This is a genomic window from Streptomyces sp. NPDC058274 (assembly GCF_042881375.1).
In the GTDB taxonomy this organism is placed as follows: domain Bacteria; phylum Actinomycetota; class Actinomycetes; order Streptomycetales; family Streptomycetaceae; genus Streptomyces.
On the sequence record NZ_JBHVXW010000003.1, the window covers coordinates 550118 to 566038 of the forward strand.

Annotated in this window: 9 protein-coding genes and 2 pseudogenes; 4 read left to right on the plus strand and 7 right to left on the minus strand. The window is 70.2% G+C overall.

All coding sequences use genetic code 11. The features are described from left to right. The first annotated feature begins 57 nt into the window (after positions 1-57). The 3 genes from ACFVYF_RS09710 to ACFVYF_RS09720 all read left to right on the plus strand — a co-directional run bounded on the left by ACFVYF_RS09710 (position 58) and on the right by ACFVYF_RS09720 (position 4018). Positions 58-741 carry a TetR/AcrR family transcriptional regulator gene (locus ACFVYF_RS09710; RefSeq protein WP_389453399.1) on the plus strand — a complete coding sequence of 228 codons (684 nt, stop codon included), beginning with the start codon at positions 58-60 and terminating at the stop codon, positions 739-741. Between the two features lie 542 nt (positions 742-1283). After that, positions 1284-2450 carry an alpha/beta hydrolase fold domain-containing protein gene (locus tag ACFVYF_RS09715; RefSeq protein ID WP_389453402.1) on the plus strand — a complete coding sequence of 389 codons (1167 nt, stop codon included), beginning with the start codon at positions 1284-1286 and terminating at the stop codon, positions 2448-2450. A gap of 206 nt (positions 2451-2656) precedes the next feature. After that, entirely contained in the window at positions 2657-4018 is a 1362-nt protein-coding gene (locus ACFVYF_RS09720) for an MFS transporter (RefSeq protein WP_389453405.1), read from the plus strand. A gap of 6 nt (positions 4019-4024) precedes the next feature. Here the strand turns inward: ACFVYF_RS09720 and ACFVYF_RS09725 are convergent, their stop codons facing one another. The 7 genes and pseudogenes from ACFVYF_RS09725 to ACFVYF_RS09755 all read right to left on the minus strand — a co-directional run bounded on the left by ACFVYF_RS09725 (position 4025) and on the right by ACFVYF_RS09755 (position 12288). Next, positions 4025-5209 carry a glycoside hydrolase family 64 protein gene (locus ACFVYF_RS09725; RefSeq protein WP_389453408.1) on the minus strand — a complete coding sequence of 395 codons (1185 nt, stop codon included), beginning with the start codon at positions 5207-5209 and terminating at the stop codon, positions 4025-4027. A gap of 73 nt (positions 5210-5282) precedes the next feature. Continuing rightward, positions 5283-6149 (minus strand): annotated as a pseudogene (locus tag ACFVYF_RS09730) (family 16 glycosylhydrolase); the annotation flags it as partial. A 226-nt stretch (positions 6150-6375) separates the two neighbouring features. Further along, entirely contained in the window at positions 6376-8502 is a 2127-nt protein-coding gene (locus ACFVYF_RS09735; RefSeq protein WP_389453410.1) for a hypothetical protein, read from the minus strand. Positions 8503-8510: 8 nt separating this feature from the next. Then, complete coding sequence (locus tag ACFVYF_RS09740; RefSeq protein ID WP_389453413.1) at positions 8511-9146, minus strand: hypothetical protein; 636 nt, start codon at positions 9144-9146, stop codon at positions 8511-8513. Positions 9147-9149: 3 nt separating this feature from the next. After that, entirely contained in the window at positions 9150-10022 is an 873-nt protein-coding gene (locus ACFVYF_RS09745) for a carbohydrate ABC transporter permease (RefSeq protein ID WP_389453416.1), read from the minus strand. A 1-nt stretch (position 10023) separates the two neighbouring features. Continuing rightward, complete coding sequence (locus ACFVYF_RS09750; protein WP_389453419.1) at positions 10024-10974, minus strand: carbohydrate ABC transporter permease; 951 nt, start codon at positions 10972-10974, stop codon at positions 10024-10026. After that, positions 10971-12288: pseudogene (locus ACFVYF_RS09755) on the minus strand (ABC transporter substrate-binding protein). The gene ACFVYF_RS09750 and the pseudogene ACFVYF_RS09755 overlap by 4 nt, the downstream one beginning before the upstream one ends. Positions 12289-12743: 455 nt before the next feature. Here ACFVYF_RS09755 and ACFVYF_RS09760 point away from each other — a divergent pair. After that, positions 12744-15878, plus strand: coding sequence for a discoidin domain-containing protein (locus ACFVYF_RS09760; RefSeq protein WP_389453422.1), 3135 nt, complete (start codon positions 12744-12746; stop codon positions 15876-15878). The last annotated feature ends 43 nt before the right edge of the window (positions 15879-15921 follow it).

A 15921-nucleotide genomic window follows, 5' to 3' on the forward strand; every position in this document is an offset into this window, starting at 1 on the left:
GGCCGGCTGTAGCATGAAACGGAAAAATTCCGCCGCTTTGGGAGTCAAGCGATCGACATGGCGTCCAGCCCCGGCACCAACCGGCCCCCGCTGCGGCGGGACGCCGAGGCCAACCGCCGTCGCATCCTCGTCGCGGCCCGTGAGGTGTTCCGCGAGCGCGGCGTCGAGGCGAGCCTCAGTGACATCGCCGCCCACGCCGGGCTGGGCCTCGGGACCGTCTACCGGCGCTTCTCCAGCAAGGCGGAGCTGGTGGACGCGCTCTTCGACGACATGGTCGGCACCCTCGCCGGCGTGGCGGAGGAAGGGCTCGCCGACCCGGACGCCTGGCGCGGACTGGTCACCAGCCTGGAGAAGGCCTGCGAGGTCCAGGCCTTCGACCGAGGCCTGCGTGAGGTGATGATGGGGGCGGGGGAGAGTCCGGAGCGGCAGGCCCTGGTCCTCGCGCGGATCACTCCGGTCATGCACGCGCTGATCACCCGGGCGCAGGAGCAGGGCGCCCTGCGCGCCGACATCTCGCCCGTGGACATCCCGATGATCCAGCTGATGCTCGCCGCGGTCACCGACCGGACCGGGCAACCCGACCTCTGGCGCCGGTATCTGCGGCTGCTGCTCGACGGTCTGCGGGCGCAGCCCGGCGCGAGCGCCCCGCTGCCCGACATCGCCATCGGCGACTCCGAGTTCATGAACGCGATGGACGAGTCGAGCGCACGCGAGGTCCGTGAGCGGCGCACTTCGCCCTGACGCGGTTCTGCTCTGCACGCACGCCGACTCCGCGGCGGCTGCGTACCGACTCCGCTGCCTTCTCGTGGGGCCCGCGCCACCGTCCCGCCCGCAGACGTTTCCCGCGGTGTCCACCGCCCGGAACGTATGGCCCGCGCCACCCTCGCGCCCTCGTGGACGTCTCCCGCGGTCTTCTCCGCCCCGAACCCGCGGCCCACGCTCCCCTCCCGCCCCGCCCTCTCGCAAGGCTCGCCCCGGTCACGGCCAGGGCCCGGCCCGCCCGTATCTACGCCTCGGCCGCCCCGTCCCACCGGTCGCTCCCCAGGTGAGGGGCCTTGCCCAGAACTGTTCCGAAACTAAGTGAGAATTGGATTCCCACTTAGTGCTACCGTGGCTCTCGAAAGTGGGAACGAGTTTTCCACTTATTGTGTCCGAGCGACTACTGGAGAGCCATGACCACGGGCGAAGACAAGATCGTGACCGGAACCCGGACCGGGACCGGGAGCGGGGACGGTAACGGGAACGGAACGCGGGCCGGAAGCAGGAGGCGCAGGCGGGTCGGCATGGGCCTCGCCGCCTCCGTGGTGCTCGGGCTGGTCGTCACGGCCTGCTCCTCGGACAGCGACAGCACCGCCTCCAGCGCGGCGTCGTCCTCACCCTCGTCCTCGAAGCCGACGGACTGCCCGGCGTCCCAGGGTCCGGGCGGCGCAGCGGCCGGGCAGACGGGATCCGGCGCTCCCAGCAGGGCGGCGGGCGGCCCTTCGATCACCATCGCGAAGTCCGTCAAGGCGAGCGACACCAGCACGAGCACCGTCATCGACGGCGGCGGCGCCCAGATCGAGTGCGGAAAGACGGGGGTCACGACGCACAGCGACGTCGTCTACTCCAGCCCGACGACCGGTGGCAAGAAGACGGATCTGAAGCTGGACCTCCAACTCCCCAAGACCGACGGCAAGAAGCCCCTCGTCGTCTACATGACCGGTGGCGGCTTCGCCATGGCGGACAAGACCGGCAACCTCAACCAGCGGACCTACGTCGCCGAGCAGGGGTACGCCGTCGCCAGCATCCAGTACCGGACCGCCACCACGGGGGGCACCTACAAAGAGGCCGTCCAGGACGTGAAGTCCGCGATCCGCTATCTGCGGGCGCATGCCGACGAATACGGCATCGACTCGGCGCACGTCGCCGTGTGGGGGCAGTCCGCCGGCGGTTATCTCGCCGCGATGACCGGTACCACCAACGGCCTCAAGCAGTTCGAGGCCGGCGACAACCTGGGCCAGAGCAGCGATGTGCAGGCGGTCGTCGACGAGTTCGGACCGGGTGACCTGTCCAAGACGGCGTCCGACTTCGACGCCGCGACGCAGAAGACGTACGTGGAAGCCGGCAGCAGCACCGCGAAGTTCGTCTTCGGGGCCGACAGCAAGAAGAAGCTCACCGATGACCCCAGTGCCATCAAGGACGCCGACCCGAGCACCTACGCCGACTCCTCCGACCCCGCCTTCGTGATCCTCCACGGCAGTGACGACCACCTCGTCTCGCCGAGTCAGACCCTGACGCTGCACAACACCCTGCGCGACAAGGGGGCCGACAGCACCCGCTACGTCGTCAAGGGCGCCGACCACGGCGATCTCTCGTTCATGGGCGGCGACTCCAAGACCGGCCTCAAGTGGTCGTCCCAGGAGGTGATGGGCGACATCGTCACGTTCCTCGGCAAGCACCTCAACGGCTGACGGGCCCTGCCCGTCCGGCCCTCCCCGAAGCACCCCCTCACCAGGTCATTCGGACGCAGTGACCACCGGTCACCCGGAAATCGTGGGAGCGCAGCTCGCCGATTTCTGGGTGAAGAGAACTTCACAAGGCGAACCCCAAAAGGCCTCGCCCTGTGTCACCGCCTTCCCGCCGTTCCGGCACTCCGCTCCCACGCAAGGGGTCGACGATGACTCTCTCCGACACCACGGACGCGCTGCCCGCCCGTCCCCGGCACACCTTCCGCTCCGTCTTCCCGGTCCTGGCCCTGTGCTGGCTGGCGGTGTTCTTCGACGGGATGGACGTCAACATCTACGGCGCCGTCATGCCGCACATGCTCGAGGACAGCGGGCTCGGCCTGACCACCTCGCTCGCCGGCACCATCGGCAGCTGGACGACGTTCGGCATGCTCATCGGCGCGCTCACCGCCGGGAACATCACCGACTGGCTGGGCCGGCGACCGATCCTCGCCTGCAGTGTGGCGCTGTTCTCCCTGGGCTCCGCGCTGTGTGCCGTGGCCGGCAGCACCGCCGTTTTCGGCGCCGGACGGTTCATCGCCGGACTCGGTCTCGGCGGTCTGATGCCGCTGTGCCTGGCCATGGTGATGGAGTTCGCCCCGCCCCGCCGGGCCGCGCTCACCACCGGGCTGCTGATGACCTCGTACCACGCCGGCGGCATGGCGGCGACGGTCCTCGGACTGACCGTGGCCCCCTCCTTCGGCTGGCGCTGGGTGTTCTGGGCCGGTGTGCTGCCGGCCGTGATCACCGTCCCGTTGCTGCTGAAGCTGATGCCCGAGTCGCCCGGCGTCCTGCTCTCCCGGGGCAACCGGGAAGGGGCCGACCGGGTCGCCGACCGCTACGGGCTGCCCCGGCCCACGCCGGTCGCCAGCCCGGCCGCCGGAGCCCGCGGCCGGCTGGACGCCGTACGCGCGCTGTTCCGTCCCGAATCCCGGTGGGCCACCCCGCTGTTGTGGGTGGCGTCGTTCTGCGGGCTGCTCCTCGTCTACGGAGTCAGCACCTGGCTGCCCACCATGATGAAGGCGTCCGGCTACGGGATGACGTCCTCCGTCAGCTTCCTGCTGGTCATCAACGCGGGTGGAATCGTCGGCATGCTGATCGCGGGCCGGACCGCCGACCGCTTCGGGCCGGTACGGGTCTCGGCGATCTGGTTCACGCTGACCGCGGCCGGCGCGCTGCTGCTGAAGACGCACATGCCGCTCGGTCTGACCTACGCCGTCGTGGCGATCACCGGCGTATGGCTGTTCAGTGCGCAGGTCATGGTGTACGCCACCTCCAACGCCCTGTACCGGGACAGTGAGCGCGCCACCGGCCTCGGCTGGGTCACCGGTGTGGGCCGCGCCGGCGCCGTCGTCGGCCCCTCGCTCGTCGGAACCCTCGCCTCGAACGGCAGCCAGAGCTGGGGCTTCATCGCCTTCGCCCTGGCCGGGGTGACGGGCGCGGTCGCGATCGCACTCGTACCCCTTGCCGGTCGCCTCGGCAGCGGTCTTCGCGCGGGCTCGCCGGCGAAGACCGCTGCGGCTACGGACGCCTGACAGGGACTACGAGAACGACGTCAGGTCGAGGTGGATGCCGGTGGGGGCGGTGTCCTGGATGTACGAGGCGAACTCCGCCACGTCGTCGAAGGCGAAGCCGTAGGCCTTGCCGTCGGCCGTGGCGGCGTGCACCGCCTTGGCGTAGTGGTTGGTGACCGCGGTCCGGTAGAAGGATGCCGGGTCGGTGGTGGGCTGGGCCGCGGTGCTCACCAGCGTCGTACGGTTGAAGGCGGCGCCCAGGACGGCAGCTACGGGGCCGGTCCTGCCGTCGTTGGGGGCGGCGAGGGCGCCGTCGCAGAAGAGCACATCGCGGGTGGACGGCTTGGCGAAGGAAGCGGACGCCGGTCCCGTGAAGGACAGGGTGTCACCGCTGACGCGGCCGGTGAACTTCCCGGCGTTGGTGGTGATGGACAGATCCTTTCCGGCGTACGTGCTCCAGGCCTCGTCGATGTACGAGGCGAAGTAGTCCTTCGCGAACAGCCCGGCGTCCAGGCCGTGTCCGGGCGCGACGACCCGCAGATCGTCGACGACCAGCGGCGCGAACGCGTCGACACCCTTGACCGCGGCGAAGACCTGGTCGCGTCCGCCGGCGACGAGTGTGCCGGTGGTCTGGTCGGCGGAGCCGGTGAGCCGTATCGACATCGGCACGCTGAACATGTCGACCATCGTCGTGTTGCAGAACATTCCGGACGAGTTGTAGGTGAACTCGGCGCAGTCGTGCAGCACGTCGTAGCTGGGATCGGAGGAGACCCAGCCCGCGGGGTACTGGAGGGCCGCGTTCCCCGCGCCGTCCGTCACCGCCTTGAACTTCAGCTTGCTGCCCAGCGAGACGTACACGCGGCCCGACATGTACGGAAGGGACAACGTTGTCTCGCCACTGGAGGCCAACGGGATGGCGTAGTCGGTGAATCCGTCGGCGCCGTTGTCGGACAGCGCGACGGGCGCCAGGGTGCCGTCGGCGGTGACCCGCACCTGCCGTCCGTCCTGGTTGCCGACGATGTAGACGTGGACCGACGCGTTGCCGTACTCGCCGGTGGAGTTGGTGATGGTGAGTGGGAGCGCTCCCGCGGCGTCGGTGCCGGAGCCGTCGGAGACGCCCGCGCCCAGTGCGCGCGGCGCGATCAGGGCGAGGCCCGGCCCGGCCACGGCGGCCGCGGCGAGTGAGGCGAACATCCTTCTGCGGGTGATCATGTGGTTCCTGTTCCTGTGCGGAGAACGGTTCTGGTGCGAGACGGCGTGATCGACCGGACGGGTCCTAGTTCCAGGCCGAGACGCGCACGTAGTCGACCGTCATGGTCTGCGGGAACGACGTGGATCCGTCGGGGTCGCCGGGCCAGCTGCCACCGATGGCGAGGTTGAGGATCAGGAAGAACGGGTGGTCGAAGACCCACTTGTTGGAGCCCACGTCGGCCGGTGTCCGGGTCTGGTACGTCGTGCCGTCCACCGACCACTTGATGGCGTCCGGCGACCACTCCACGGCGAAGGTGTGGAAGTCGTCCGCGAAGGCCTGGCCGTTCGGCAGGTTGTAGGCGGCCCCGATGCCGCCGGAACCGGAGTAGCCGGGGCCGTGGATCGTGCCGTGGACGGTGCCCGGCTCGCTGCCGATGTTCTCCATGACGTCGAGCTCACCGCTGTTCGGCCAGCCGGCACTGCCGAGGTCGTCGCCGAGCATCCAGAACGCCGGCCACACGCCCTTGCCGCGGGGGATCTTGATGCGGGATTCGAAACGGCCGTACGCCTGAGTGAACGACTGGGCCGTGTTGAGCCGGGCGGAGGTGTACTTGCAGGCTCCGTACCAGCAGTTCAGGCCGGAGGAGGAGCCGACGGCGCGGGCGGTGATCACCAGATGACCGTTGCCGTCGAGGGCCGCGTTGTCGGTGCTGTTGGTGTAGTACTGCAGTTCGTTGTTGCCGTTGCCCGAACCGCCGGTCTCGCGCGTCCACTTGGCGCCGTCGGGCGCGCTGCCGGACGCGCCGTCGAACTCGTCCGACCAGGTCTGTGCGCCGACGGCCGCGTCGGCCCGGGGAGTTGCGGGGCCGGTCAGCGAGAAGCCGACCGCCATGGCGAGGGAGGCGGCCACCAGGGTGGCCAGGCCGCCGAAGGGCAGTGAACGTGAACGGTGTACAGCCATGCCGAACCTCAATGTGGGGGGAAGATGGACACGGGGGACACGGGTGGGGGGTGTGTCCAATGCGTCTGATGCTACGCAGAAGCGTTGCTCTGGCCAATGGTGTGCGCGAGAGCTAATTTTCCCGCCGGCCTGGCCTTTCTCGCTTGACTCGGATGCATAAGGCTCCCTTAGGGCCCGCTTAAGCAAAGTTTCCGTGGGGCCGCAACGGGCCTCCGTCGCAACCGAGTTACCGCGCGGACAGCCAGAACGCCTTGCCCTTCGAGGTGTTCTCGGACAGGTCGACCGGCAGGCCCCGGGTGCGCAGCCGCTCGCCCGTGAACGTCCCCCTCGGGCTGTGCGCCTGGGTGCCGTCGTCGTCGATCGTGATGTCCGTGACGGCGTACGACGTACGGTCCTTGAGCCAGCGCACCTTGGCGTCGACGGTGGTCCCCGGGGTGCCCGCGGCGGTCGCGACGAGGAGAGCGGTACGGCGTGCGGTGTCGGCCCACATCCACACGTACGGGCCCTTGCTGCTGTCCCATGCCGTCGTGTCCCAGCCCTGGCCCAAGTGGACGGGCAGGAAAGGGCCGTCGGTCAGCGCGGTGATCTCGGGCCGCCTGCGCCAGGCGTTGAAGACACCCATCAGCTGCACCGCCGCCTCGGGCCACTTGGCCGGGTCACCTGGGTCCTGGGGGAACTTGACGGCGCGGACGGCCATGTACGAGTAGTAGTCCTCCATCCGGCCGGTCATCCGGCCGCCGTTCATGTAGGTCGCGGCCATCGGCAGGTGCCCGAACGCGGTGAGCGCGGTGCGCAGCGACAGATCCTCGCCGGTGATGCCTCCGTTGGAGGTGTTCCAGCCGTTGTACGCGATGTGCAGCAGGCCGTTGTTGCGGTCGCCCTGGGTGGGGGCGATGTCGAGTTCGCTGGTGAGCTTGGGCAAGTACTGGGGGTTCTTCGTCACCAGGTCGTTGAGCATGTTCCGGGTGCGCAGTGCCTTGCGGTAGACGTTGTCGCCGGCGTGCGAGGAGGCGGTCGTCCGTTCGTTCTGCCAGTACTCGGTGAGGTCGATCATGTGCTGGGTGACGCCGTAGTCGTTGAGGAGCGTCTCGATCTGGCCGCGCTTGTAGGCCAGTTGGGTCGGGTCGGCGAGGTCGCGGCCCTTGAGATGGCCGTCACCCGTCAGCGAGAACCAGAGGCCGAAGCCGAGCCCGTTGTCCTTCAGCGTCCTCGCGAGGATGTCGAGGCCGGTGATGGCCTTCTTCATGGAGTCGCTGGGCTCGATGGAGTCGCGGGTGGTGTTCCAGTAGTCGTCGAGCATCACCATGTCGAGGCCGGCCCGCTTCGTCTGCGGGATGACGGTGTCGTAGTAGTAGCCGGCGGGCAGTTCGCGGCCCGGGCCGCCGCGGTAGTCCCAGTCGTTCTGGTGGAACAGCGCTGTGGTGTGGTGGTACTTGAAGCGCTTGCGGAAGTGCAGTTCGTCGGCCATCTTCCCGTCGACGACGTCCCCCTTGAAGACAGTGAGGTTCACCGCGAGGTACTCGAACTCCTCACCCGGGAACAGCGTCAGCCGCAGCGACTCGGGGTGGGTGTCGACGGAGACGGTGTCCTGCCCGGACCAGGCGTTGATGCCCGCGAAGGGCGGCAGCATGTAGTCGGCCGGGTAGTTGCCGTTGCCGCGCTGCGTCTTCCAGTTGAGCTCGGGACTCAGACTCCAGCCGTCCCCGGTGTCGTACACGGTGAGCGCCTTCTTCGGCCAGGAGGTGCCGACCGGCCCGGTGCCCAGCGATCCGCGGGTGCTGAACCACTTCATGTTCGGGACGTAGTGCAGGGTGTGCGGGAGGTCCGGCAGCCGCAGGTCGATCACGGTCGAGCGGGTGAGGGTGAGTTCGCGGGCCCGGTCGTCGTTGCGGACGAGGGTGAAGTAGCGCAGGCCGGCGTCACCGTCGTAGATCTCGAAGACCAGGGTGACCGTGAAGGGGCGGGGTGTGGTGCGGTGCAGGGGGATGCGGACGCGCTCACCGACCCGCCACGACCGCTCCTTCGTGAGCACCGTGACGAGCTCTGTCGAAACCGCTCCGAGACTCCATCCTCCGTCGTCGGCGCGGACGGTTTCGGATCCGTCGAGTTCATGGGCGAAGAGCAGCGACGGGGCACTCAAGTAGCCGCGTCCGGCACGCTTGTTGAAGAGCCCGGTGAGGCGGACCGTGCCGCCCGCATAGGTGACGGTGGCGCGCAGGGAGTCGTTCTCGAAGGTCCAGCTTCTGGTTCCACGTCGGATGGAGTCCGTGACGGCGGCTGCGGGGACGGCGCCGGCGGCCAGAAACGCGGCCGAGGTCGCGCCGAGGAAGAGACGGCGGCTCAGAGGGGACATGGGGGACATCACCCTTCGTCGGGGGCAGGAGGAGCGAGGCGGAGGTCCTCGGGCGTTCTGCGGAGTTCGACGGCCGTGACGGCGAAGGCCAGCGGACCGGGCAGCAGCGGGGCGAGCAGAGGCAGCATCCATGCGAACGCGAGGCACAGCACGACGGCCGCCGCGACCCAGGCGCACCCGGACGGATCGGCGGCGGAACGCGCGGCGGTTCGGTGCAGGGCGGGACGCCAGCCGCGTACGACGTCGGGGTCCGCGGCGGTACGCAGGGCGACGACGAGCCCGGCCGCTGTCAGCGTCGCCAGCACCCAGAGCATCGGGCGGGCGCCCGGCAGCCCTGCCCTTGTGAGCAGCAGGTCCAGGGCGAGCAGCGCGGCGGCCGCGAGGACCGTCGCGCCCGCGAGAAGGGAGCGGACGAGCCCGTGCGCCCGCAGTTCGGCGACGTAGTGGCCGAGCGTCGCCGGACGGTCCTCGCCGATCGCGCGTCGCAGGACCGTACAAGCGGCGGCCAGGGCCACCGGGGCGGTGACCAGCGGCAGGGAGGCGACCGCCGCCGCCAGGCCGACCGCGAGCATGTCGGCGAAGAGAGTGAAGCGGGGACCGAACAGTTCGCCCGGCTCACGGCGCTGGGGTACGAGAGCGCGCACGGCTCAGCCCTTCAGTCCGGACGTCGCCATGCCCTGCACGAGATAGCGCTGGAAGGCGAGGAAGAACAGGACGACCGGCAGCAGGGAGATCACCGACATCGCGAACATCGGGCCGTACGCGGAGCTGCTGGACTGGTCGACGAAGTTGCGCAGGGCCAGGGTGATCGTGAACTTCTCCGGGTCGAACAGGTAGATCAGCTGGGTGAAGAAGTCGTTCCAGGTCCAGATGAAGGTGAAGATCGCCGTGGTGATCAGCGCGGGCCTGGTCAGCGGGAGGACGACCGACCAGAAGATCCGGAAGGGGCCGCACCCGTCGATGCGGGCTGCCTCCTCCAGTTCCCGTGGCAGCCCGCGCATGAACTGCACGATCAGGAACACGAAGAACGCCTCCGTGGCCAGGAACTTGGGCAGGACCAGGGGCCAGTAGGTGTCCACCATGCCGAGCTTGTTGAAGATGATGTACTGCGGGATCAGCACCGCGTGGTGCGGCAGCATCATCGTCGCGACCATGAATCCGAACGTCACGCCCCGCATCCGGAAGCGCAGCCGGGCGAACGCGTAGGCCGCGAGCGAGCAGGACAGCACGTTCCCCACGACCGAACCCGCGCTGATCAGCAGGGAGTTGGCCAGCAGCCGGGAGACGGTGACGCCGCCGACCCCGTCGAGCGCCGTGGTGTAGTTCGACCACTCGAAGCGGCTCGGCAGCAGCTTGAGACTGGTGAGGACCTCGTCCGCCGGCTTGAGGGACGTGGCGAGCAGCCAGACCAGCGGGTAGAGCAGGACGAGGAGCACGAGCACCAGACCCAGGTGCTTCACCGTGAGGGCGGTACGCGAACGGGTGCGTGCGCCCGTGCCGGCGGACGTGGCCGTGGTCATCTCAGGCCCCCTCATGGGCGTAGAAGACCCAGGCGCGCGAGGTCTTGAAGAGGACGAGGGTCACCGCGCCGATGGCGAGGAGCAGCACCCACGCCATGGCGGAGGCGTAGCCCATGTGCGAGGCGGAGAAGCCGCGTTCGTAGAGGTAGAGCGTGTAGAACATGGTCGAGTCGGCCGGGCCGCCCTTGCCGCCGCTGATCGCGAAGGCGGGGGTGAACACCTGGAACGACTGGATGGTCTCCAGCACGAGGTTGAAGAAGAGGACCGGCGAGAGCATGGGCAGCGTCACGGACACGAAGCGCCGCCATCGCCCCGCGCCGTCGAGGGCGGCGGCCTCGTACAGGTCGGCCGGGATCTGCTGGAGCCCGGCCAGGAAGATGACCATCGGGGCGCCGAACTGCCAGACGGACAGCAACGCGACCACGAACACGGCCAGATGCGGGTCGGCGACCCAGCCGCCGGTGTGGATGCCGACGGAGGACAGCAGGTCGTCGACCGTGCCGCCGTCGTTGTACAGGGCCCGCCACACCAGCGCGATCGACATGCTCGCGCCGAGCAGGGACGGGGCGTAGAAGGCCGACCGGTAGACCCCCTTGCCGCCGCGCAGCCCCTTGAGCACAAGCGCGACGCCCAGCGCGAGCGCCAGCTTGAGCGGGACGGCGACCACGACGAACAGGAGCGTGGTGCCCACCGACCGCCAGTACCGCGGATCCGCGGTGAACATGTCGGTGTAGTTGCGCAGCCCCACCCACCTGGGGGCGTCGAAGAGGTTGTAGTCGGTGAAGGACAGATACAGCGAGACCGCCATGGGCGCGAGCGTCAGGAGCAGGACGCCGAGGATCCACGGCGACAGGAAGACATAGGCGGATCCCTGGTGACCACCGCGCGCACGGCGCGCCTTCGTCGCTGTGACTGCGGGCGCCTTGCGGGGCGGGGCGGTGGTGGTCGTCATCGCAGCTCCCTCTTCGCCTCGGCCACGAACTCCTCGGCCGCTCCCCGCGGGCTCTGCATCCCGTAGATGACGCGCTGGTAGGTGCGGGTGAAGGAGACCTGGAGGACGACGTCACCGCGTGGCGGGGCCGCGGGCGGGGCGTCCGTGCCGTAGGCGGCGATCCTGCGGCCGTAGTCGTAGACCTCCTTTTCGGGCCCGTTGAGCTTCTGGCCGATGGCCCGGGCGAGCCGCCGGTTGGGCGGCGTCGACCGCGTGACGCCGAGGATCTCGGCCGCGGCCGGGTCGTTGAGCAGGAAGTCGATCAACTCGGCGGCCTCCTTGGGGTGATGGGTGCCCGCGCCGACGCCGACGAGCATCGTCGGCTTGAAGTACTGGCCCGCCCTGCCGTCGGTCGTGGGCACGGGCGCGAAGTGGACGTTCTCGCCGAGCAGCGGTGGATAGCCGAGGAAGGGGCCGTCCCAGTTGAAGTCGGTGGCGGCCAGCCCACGGCCCATCGGGGTGTCCTCGACCGCGCCGCTGATCTGCGCGGTGTCCTCGGCGCGGGAGACGACACCCTGGCGGCGCAGCCGGTCGGTGAAGGTCCAGAACGCGGTCAAGTCGTCGGCGCTGAAGCCGAGTCGGCGCTGGGACGCGTAGAGCTTCTTGCCCTGTCCGCGCAGCCAGTTCTCGAAGGCGTCCTCGTTCACCCCGATGTCGGTGAGACCGGTGTACGCCCGGCCGCCCGGGCCCGTCAGCCGCAGCGCGCTGATCCTCAGGCCCGCGTCCACCCAGTCGTCCCAGGTCCAGCCGGGCTCGGGCGCGGCGACCCCCGCCTTCCTGAACACCGACGTCGTAGGCGAATCCGGTCGAACCCCGGCCCATCGGGAAGGCGTACTGCCGGCCTTCATGGGCGCCGGTGCGCGTCAGGCCCCGGTCGAAGTCACCGGTCCGGATGGTGCCGCCCTTGATCAAGGGGCCGAGGTCCAGGAGCGTGCCGCTGCCCGCGTACTGGGAGATCTGGCGGTAGTCGAGCTGTGCCACGTCCGGGAGATCGCCGCCCGCCGCCTGGGTGGCGAGCTTCTGCACGTACGCCTCGTAACCGGCGAAGGAGGTGCGGACGGTGACGCCCGGGTGCCGCCGCTCGAAGAGATCCACGGCCGCTTCGGTGCGCCGGGCGCGGTCATCGTTGCCCCACCAGGCGAAGCTCAGCGTCACTTGGCCGCCGGTCTCCGCGGTGGTCCCGTTGTTCCCGGAGCAGCCGGTGAGGCCCACGAGGAGCAGGGCGAGTGCCGCGGCCAGAGCGCCCGCTCTGCGGCGGATGCGGGATCGTGTCATGGCGATGTCTCCTGACGAGCGGTCCTGACATCGTTGTCGGCAGGCAGGGGCGGACCGGCTGCCCCGGGCCGGACGCGTGCTGCCGACCCGCCGGGAGCCGCAATGGCAACGTTCCCATCGCTGGCCTGAGCGGGCTGCGGGGAGATTCGTGGGATGCGCATCGTCGCGATCAACACTCCATCAGGCGTGCGGCTGACATGACGCGGGGCTGCGGTCGGGCTGGGCCGAAAGGGCTGAACGGCGGGCGACAGCAAGCGCTTTCGCCACCGCGAAACCTAAGCGGCCTCCGACCGGCCGGTCAACAGTGCTGCACGGCCGCCTTCTTGCTCGCTGAGGGCGATCGCCCACGCGAGGGCCCGTGTGTCGCAAGAGACGCCGAGGCCCTTGACGTGCGCCGGGGGACGGCCGAACAATGACCGAGCTCTCTGACAACGTTGTCGAAAGAGGTCTCGCCGATGTCGCAGCACGCTGCTGGGTTCCCCCACGGGTTCACGCGCCGCCGAGCCCTGCACCTGATCGGTGTCCCGGCCGCCCTGACGGCCGTCCCGTTCGCGCTGAACCCGGCGCGCGCCTCGGCCGCGGCACCCCCTGCCGCCCCGGCGGCGGACCCCGTCCAGGACACGTACTACCGCGTCCTGCTCTCCCACACCCGCTGGTCCGAGGGGCAGTGGGACACGGCTCAGGGCCACTACACCGACAAGGACTTCGGCTTCGCCGTCGTGCTGGGCAACGCCGTGCTGCTGACCCGGGGCACCTACGACGCCGAACGCGCCGGGGCCGACAGGGACACGCTGCGCACCCGCACGCTCGCCACCCTCAGACACTTCGCGGCGTCGAACAGGCTGACCGGGGGCACCCAGTGGGGCCGCAAACTGTTCTTCGACACCACCTTTCAGTCGTACTTCGTCCTGGCGGCCCGGCTGCTCTGGGACGACCTCGACGAACCGACGCGCCGGAACGTCGACACCATCGCCCGCGAACAGGCCGCGTACACGGCGCAGTTGGGCACCGGTGACGATCCCGACTCCGGCGGCTGGACCCCGCACGGCCCCGGCGGCGGCTTCGAGGGCGACACCAAGCTGGAGGAGATGGGCGTCTACGCCCAGGCGCTCGCCCCGGGCCTGGCCTGGGCGAGCGACGACCGGCGCTACGAGGCGTGGCGGACCGCCTTCGGCCGTTGGAGCCGCAACGAGGCGGGTCTGCCCGCCGCCGACCTCGCCAACCCAACCCGGGTGGACGGGATCGCCGTCAGCGAGAACACCGCACAGAACCTGTACGACACGTTCATCGTGGAGAACCACGGCTCGTTCGGCCCGCACTACCAGGAGGAGCTCTGGCGCACCTCCGGGCGCAACGCCGCGCACTTCCTGACCGCGGGGCGCCCCCTGCCCCAGGTGCTCACCGCACAGCCCAACGCCGGACCCCTGTGGCGCACCCTGCTCGGCGTGATGAGCGACGCGGGGGAGCCCCTGATGCCGATGGTCGCCGACCGTGAGCACCTCTACGGCCGTGACGTCATCCCGCTCGCGTTCCTGGCGCAGGTGCTCGGCGACCGCGCCGCCGCAGCTTGCGAACTCGCCCTGGCCGAGCGCCTGGAGGCGTATCAGCAGTATCCGCCGCAATACCGGCTCGCGAAGTTCTCGGGTGAGCCCAAATACGAGCCGGAAGCCCGCGCCGAACTGGCCATCAGCTATCTGCTGCACGAGTGGCGGGCCCGGGCGGGCCGCCCTCCCGTGCGGCCCCTCTCGCAGCGGGCGCTCTTCGAGCAGGCGAGCGGCGTCACCGACTACGGCACCGGGCCGGGCCTGGTCTCCCACCAGTCGTCGGGCGCCTGGGCCGGCGTCGTCAGCAAGTCCGGCTTCGTCAAGTTCGCCTGGCAACCGGCCCACGACGACTGGCTGTTGGCGCTCAGCGGTACCACCCCGATGTTCCTGCCGAACGCGGGGGCGAAGGTCGTGCGACGGTCCGTGGCCGTGTACTCGCGGCTGCGGGACGGCTTCGACGGCAGTGCGAGCCTCCTCTCACTCGACACCGGGTTCGCCGGCTTCACCACCCTGCCCTCGGGCGCCGTCGTGTACGCGACCTCGGGGACGGCCCACGGGGAGGGCCACCTGGAGGTACGCAATCTGAACATGCCCGGGATGCCGGGGCTGGACGGTACCCGTACCTACCGGTCCGCCGAGGGCACCACGGTGATTCCGGCCGCGGCGGGCACCGCCACACCCGGAGGCCCGCGCGTCGACGAACTCACCTTTGAGCGGGGCCAGTTCCAGCGACTGCGCATGCTGGGCGTACGCCCCGACCCGTCGTACGGCTACTCGCTGTACGCCTTCGAGATACGCGACGGGGCTTCAGGGGCCGACCTGGCACGCGACGACGGCGCCACGGTTTCGGCGTCCTCCTCCGATCCCGGCCGGGAAGCGGTGCTCGCCGCCGACGGTGACGGCTCCACCCCATGGGCGGTGTCCCGGGCGGACCGCTCCCGGGCCGACAGCTGGATCGCCGTCGACCTGGGAGAGGCCGGATATGTGGACCGGGTGACGCTGCGCTGGGAGGCGGCGGCCGGCCGGGCGTACCGGTTGCAGGGGTCGGCCGACGGCCAGGAGTGGACCGACCTGGCCGCCTGGCCGCGGCCGGATCTCACCAGCCGTGGCGGCTGGCTCGACATCGACGGTCGTGCCGGTCTCGTGGTGCGGGGCGCCGCCCACCCGATCTCGGTGTACGGCGACACGGTCGTCCTGTCCGACGGGCCGGCCGGAAGCCTGCTGATCGAGGGACTGCCCGGGGCGACGCCGCACGAGCTGCGCACACTGGCCGCACGCAGGGCCCCCTCAGTGCGGTCCGCGCAGGTGAAGGCGGCCCTCACCGACGACCATCTGAGCCTGTTCAACCTCTCCTCGGACGCGGTGACCACCACGGTCACTGTCCCGCGCGCTCCTGACGAGGGAATCCGCCTCTACGAGGGGACGCAGACCGTCACCGGGACCGGCACGGAGTACCGCGCCGAGGCAGCCGCCGCGTCCGCGGTGCTGCTGCCGCCACGGCTGACCCTCTCCGGCGACCGCGTCCCGGCCGGTCTGCGCGCCGAGGTGACCGACGGCCGCACCGTACGGCTCAGCGGACCTGCCTGCCGTGTCACCGTCTCGGCGCAGGGCAGAAGCGTCGAGGCCACGGTCCGCGCGGGCCGTACGACCACGGTCACCGTGCCGCGCGCGCTCGCGTATCCCCTCGCCGACCTCGCACTCGGCCGGCCCACTTTCCCGACCGCGCCCCTGCCGCCCGGCATGTCGGATCCGAAGGCCGCGGTGGACGGGGACGAGGGCACGGCATGGACGCCAGGGCCCGACGGTCGGATGGTCGTCGACCTGGGCGCCGAACGGCACCTCACGGAGGTGCGCACCCAGTGGCGGGGCGGCCAAAGCCCGTTGGCGGAAGCCGAGTTCAGCCGGGACGGCCGTACCTACAGCGGGGCGGCACGGCTGTCGGCGCGCGGGGTGCTGCGCGCCGGCCGCACGGCCCGCTATGTGGCGCTGCGGGTCGTCGGAACAGCCGGAGGCCGTGCCGCCCTCACCGCCCTCAGCGTGACCTGATGCCGCAGGGGGCCGGAGAGCCCCGCCCGTCGCCGCAAACAGC

Bases quoted from the DNA above. Each gene is read 5' to 3' on its own strand.
- ACFVYF_RS09710 (WP_389453399.1), top strand. From the start codon at position 58: ATGGCGTCCAGCCCCGGCACCAACCGGCCCCCGCTGCGGCGGGACGCC.
- ACFVYF_RS09720 (WP_389453405.1), top strand. From the start codon at position 2,657: ATGACTCTCTCCGACACCACGGACGCGCTGCCCGCCCGTCCCCGGCAC.
- ACFVYF_RS09750 (WP_389453419.1), bottom strand. From the start codon at position 10,974: ATGACGACCACCACCGCCCCGCCCCGCAAGGCGCCCGCAGTCACAGCG.
- ACFVYF_RS09715 (WP_389453402.1), top strand. From the start codon at position 1,284: ATGGGCCTCGCCGCCTCCGTGGTGCTCGGGCTGGTCGTCACGGCCTGC.
- ACFVYF_RS09735 (WP_389453410.1), bottom strand. From the start codon at position 8,502: ATGTCCCCTCTGAGCCGCCGTCTCTTCCTCGGCGCGACCTCGGCCGCG.
- ACFVYF_RS09745 (WP_389453416.1), bottom strand. From the start codon at position 10,022: ATGACCACGGCCACGTCCGCCGGCACGGGCGCACGCACCCGTTCGCGT.
- ACFVYF_RS09725 (WP_389453408.1), bottom strand. From the start codon at position 5,209: ATGATCACCCGCAGAAGGATGTTCGCCTCACTCGCCGCGGCCGCCGTG.
- ACFVYF_RS09760 (WP_389453422.1), top strand. From the start codon at position 12,744: ATGTCGCAGCACGCTGCTGGGTTCCCCCACGGGTTCACGCGCCGCCGA.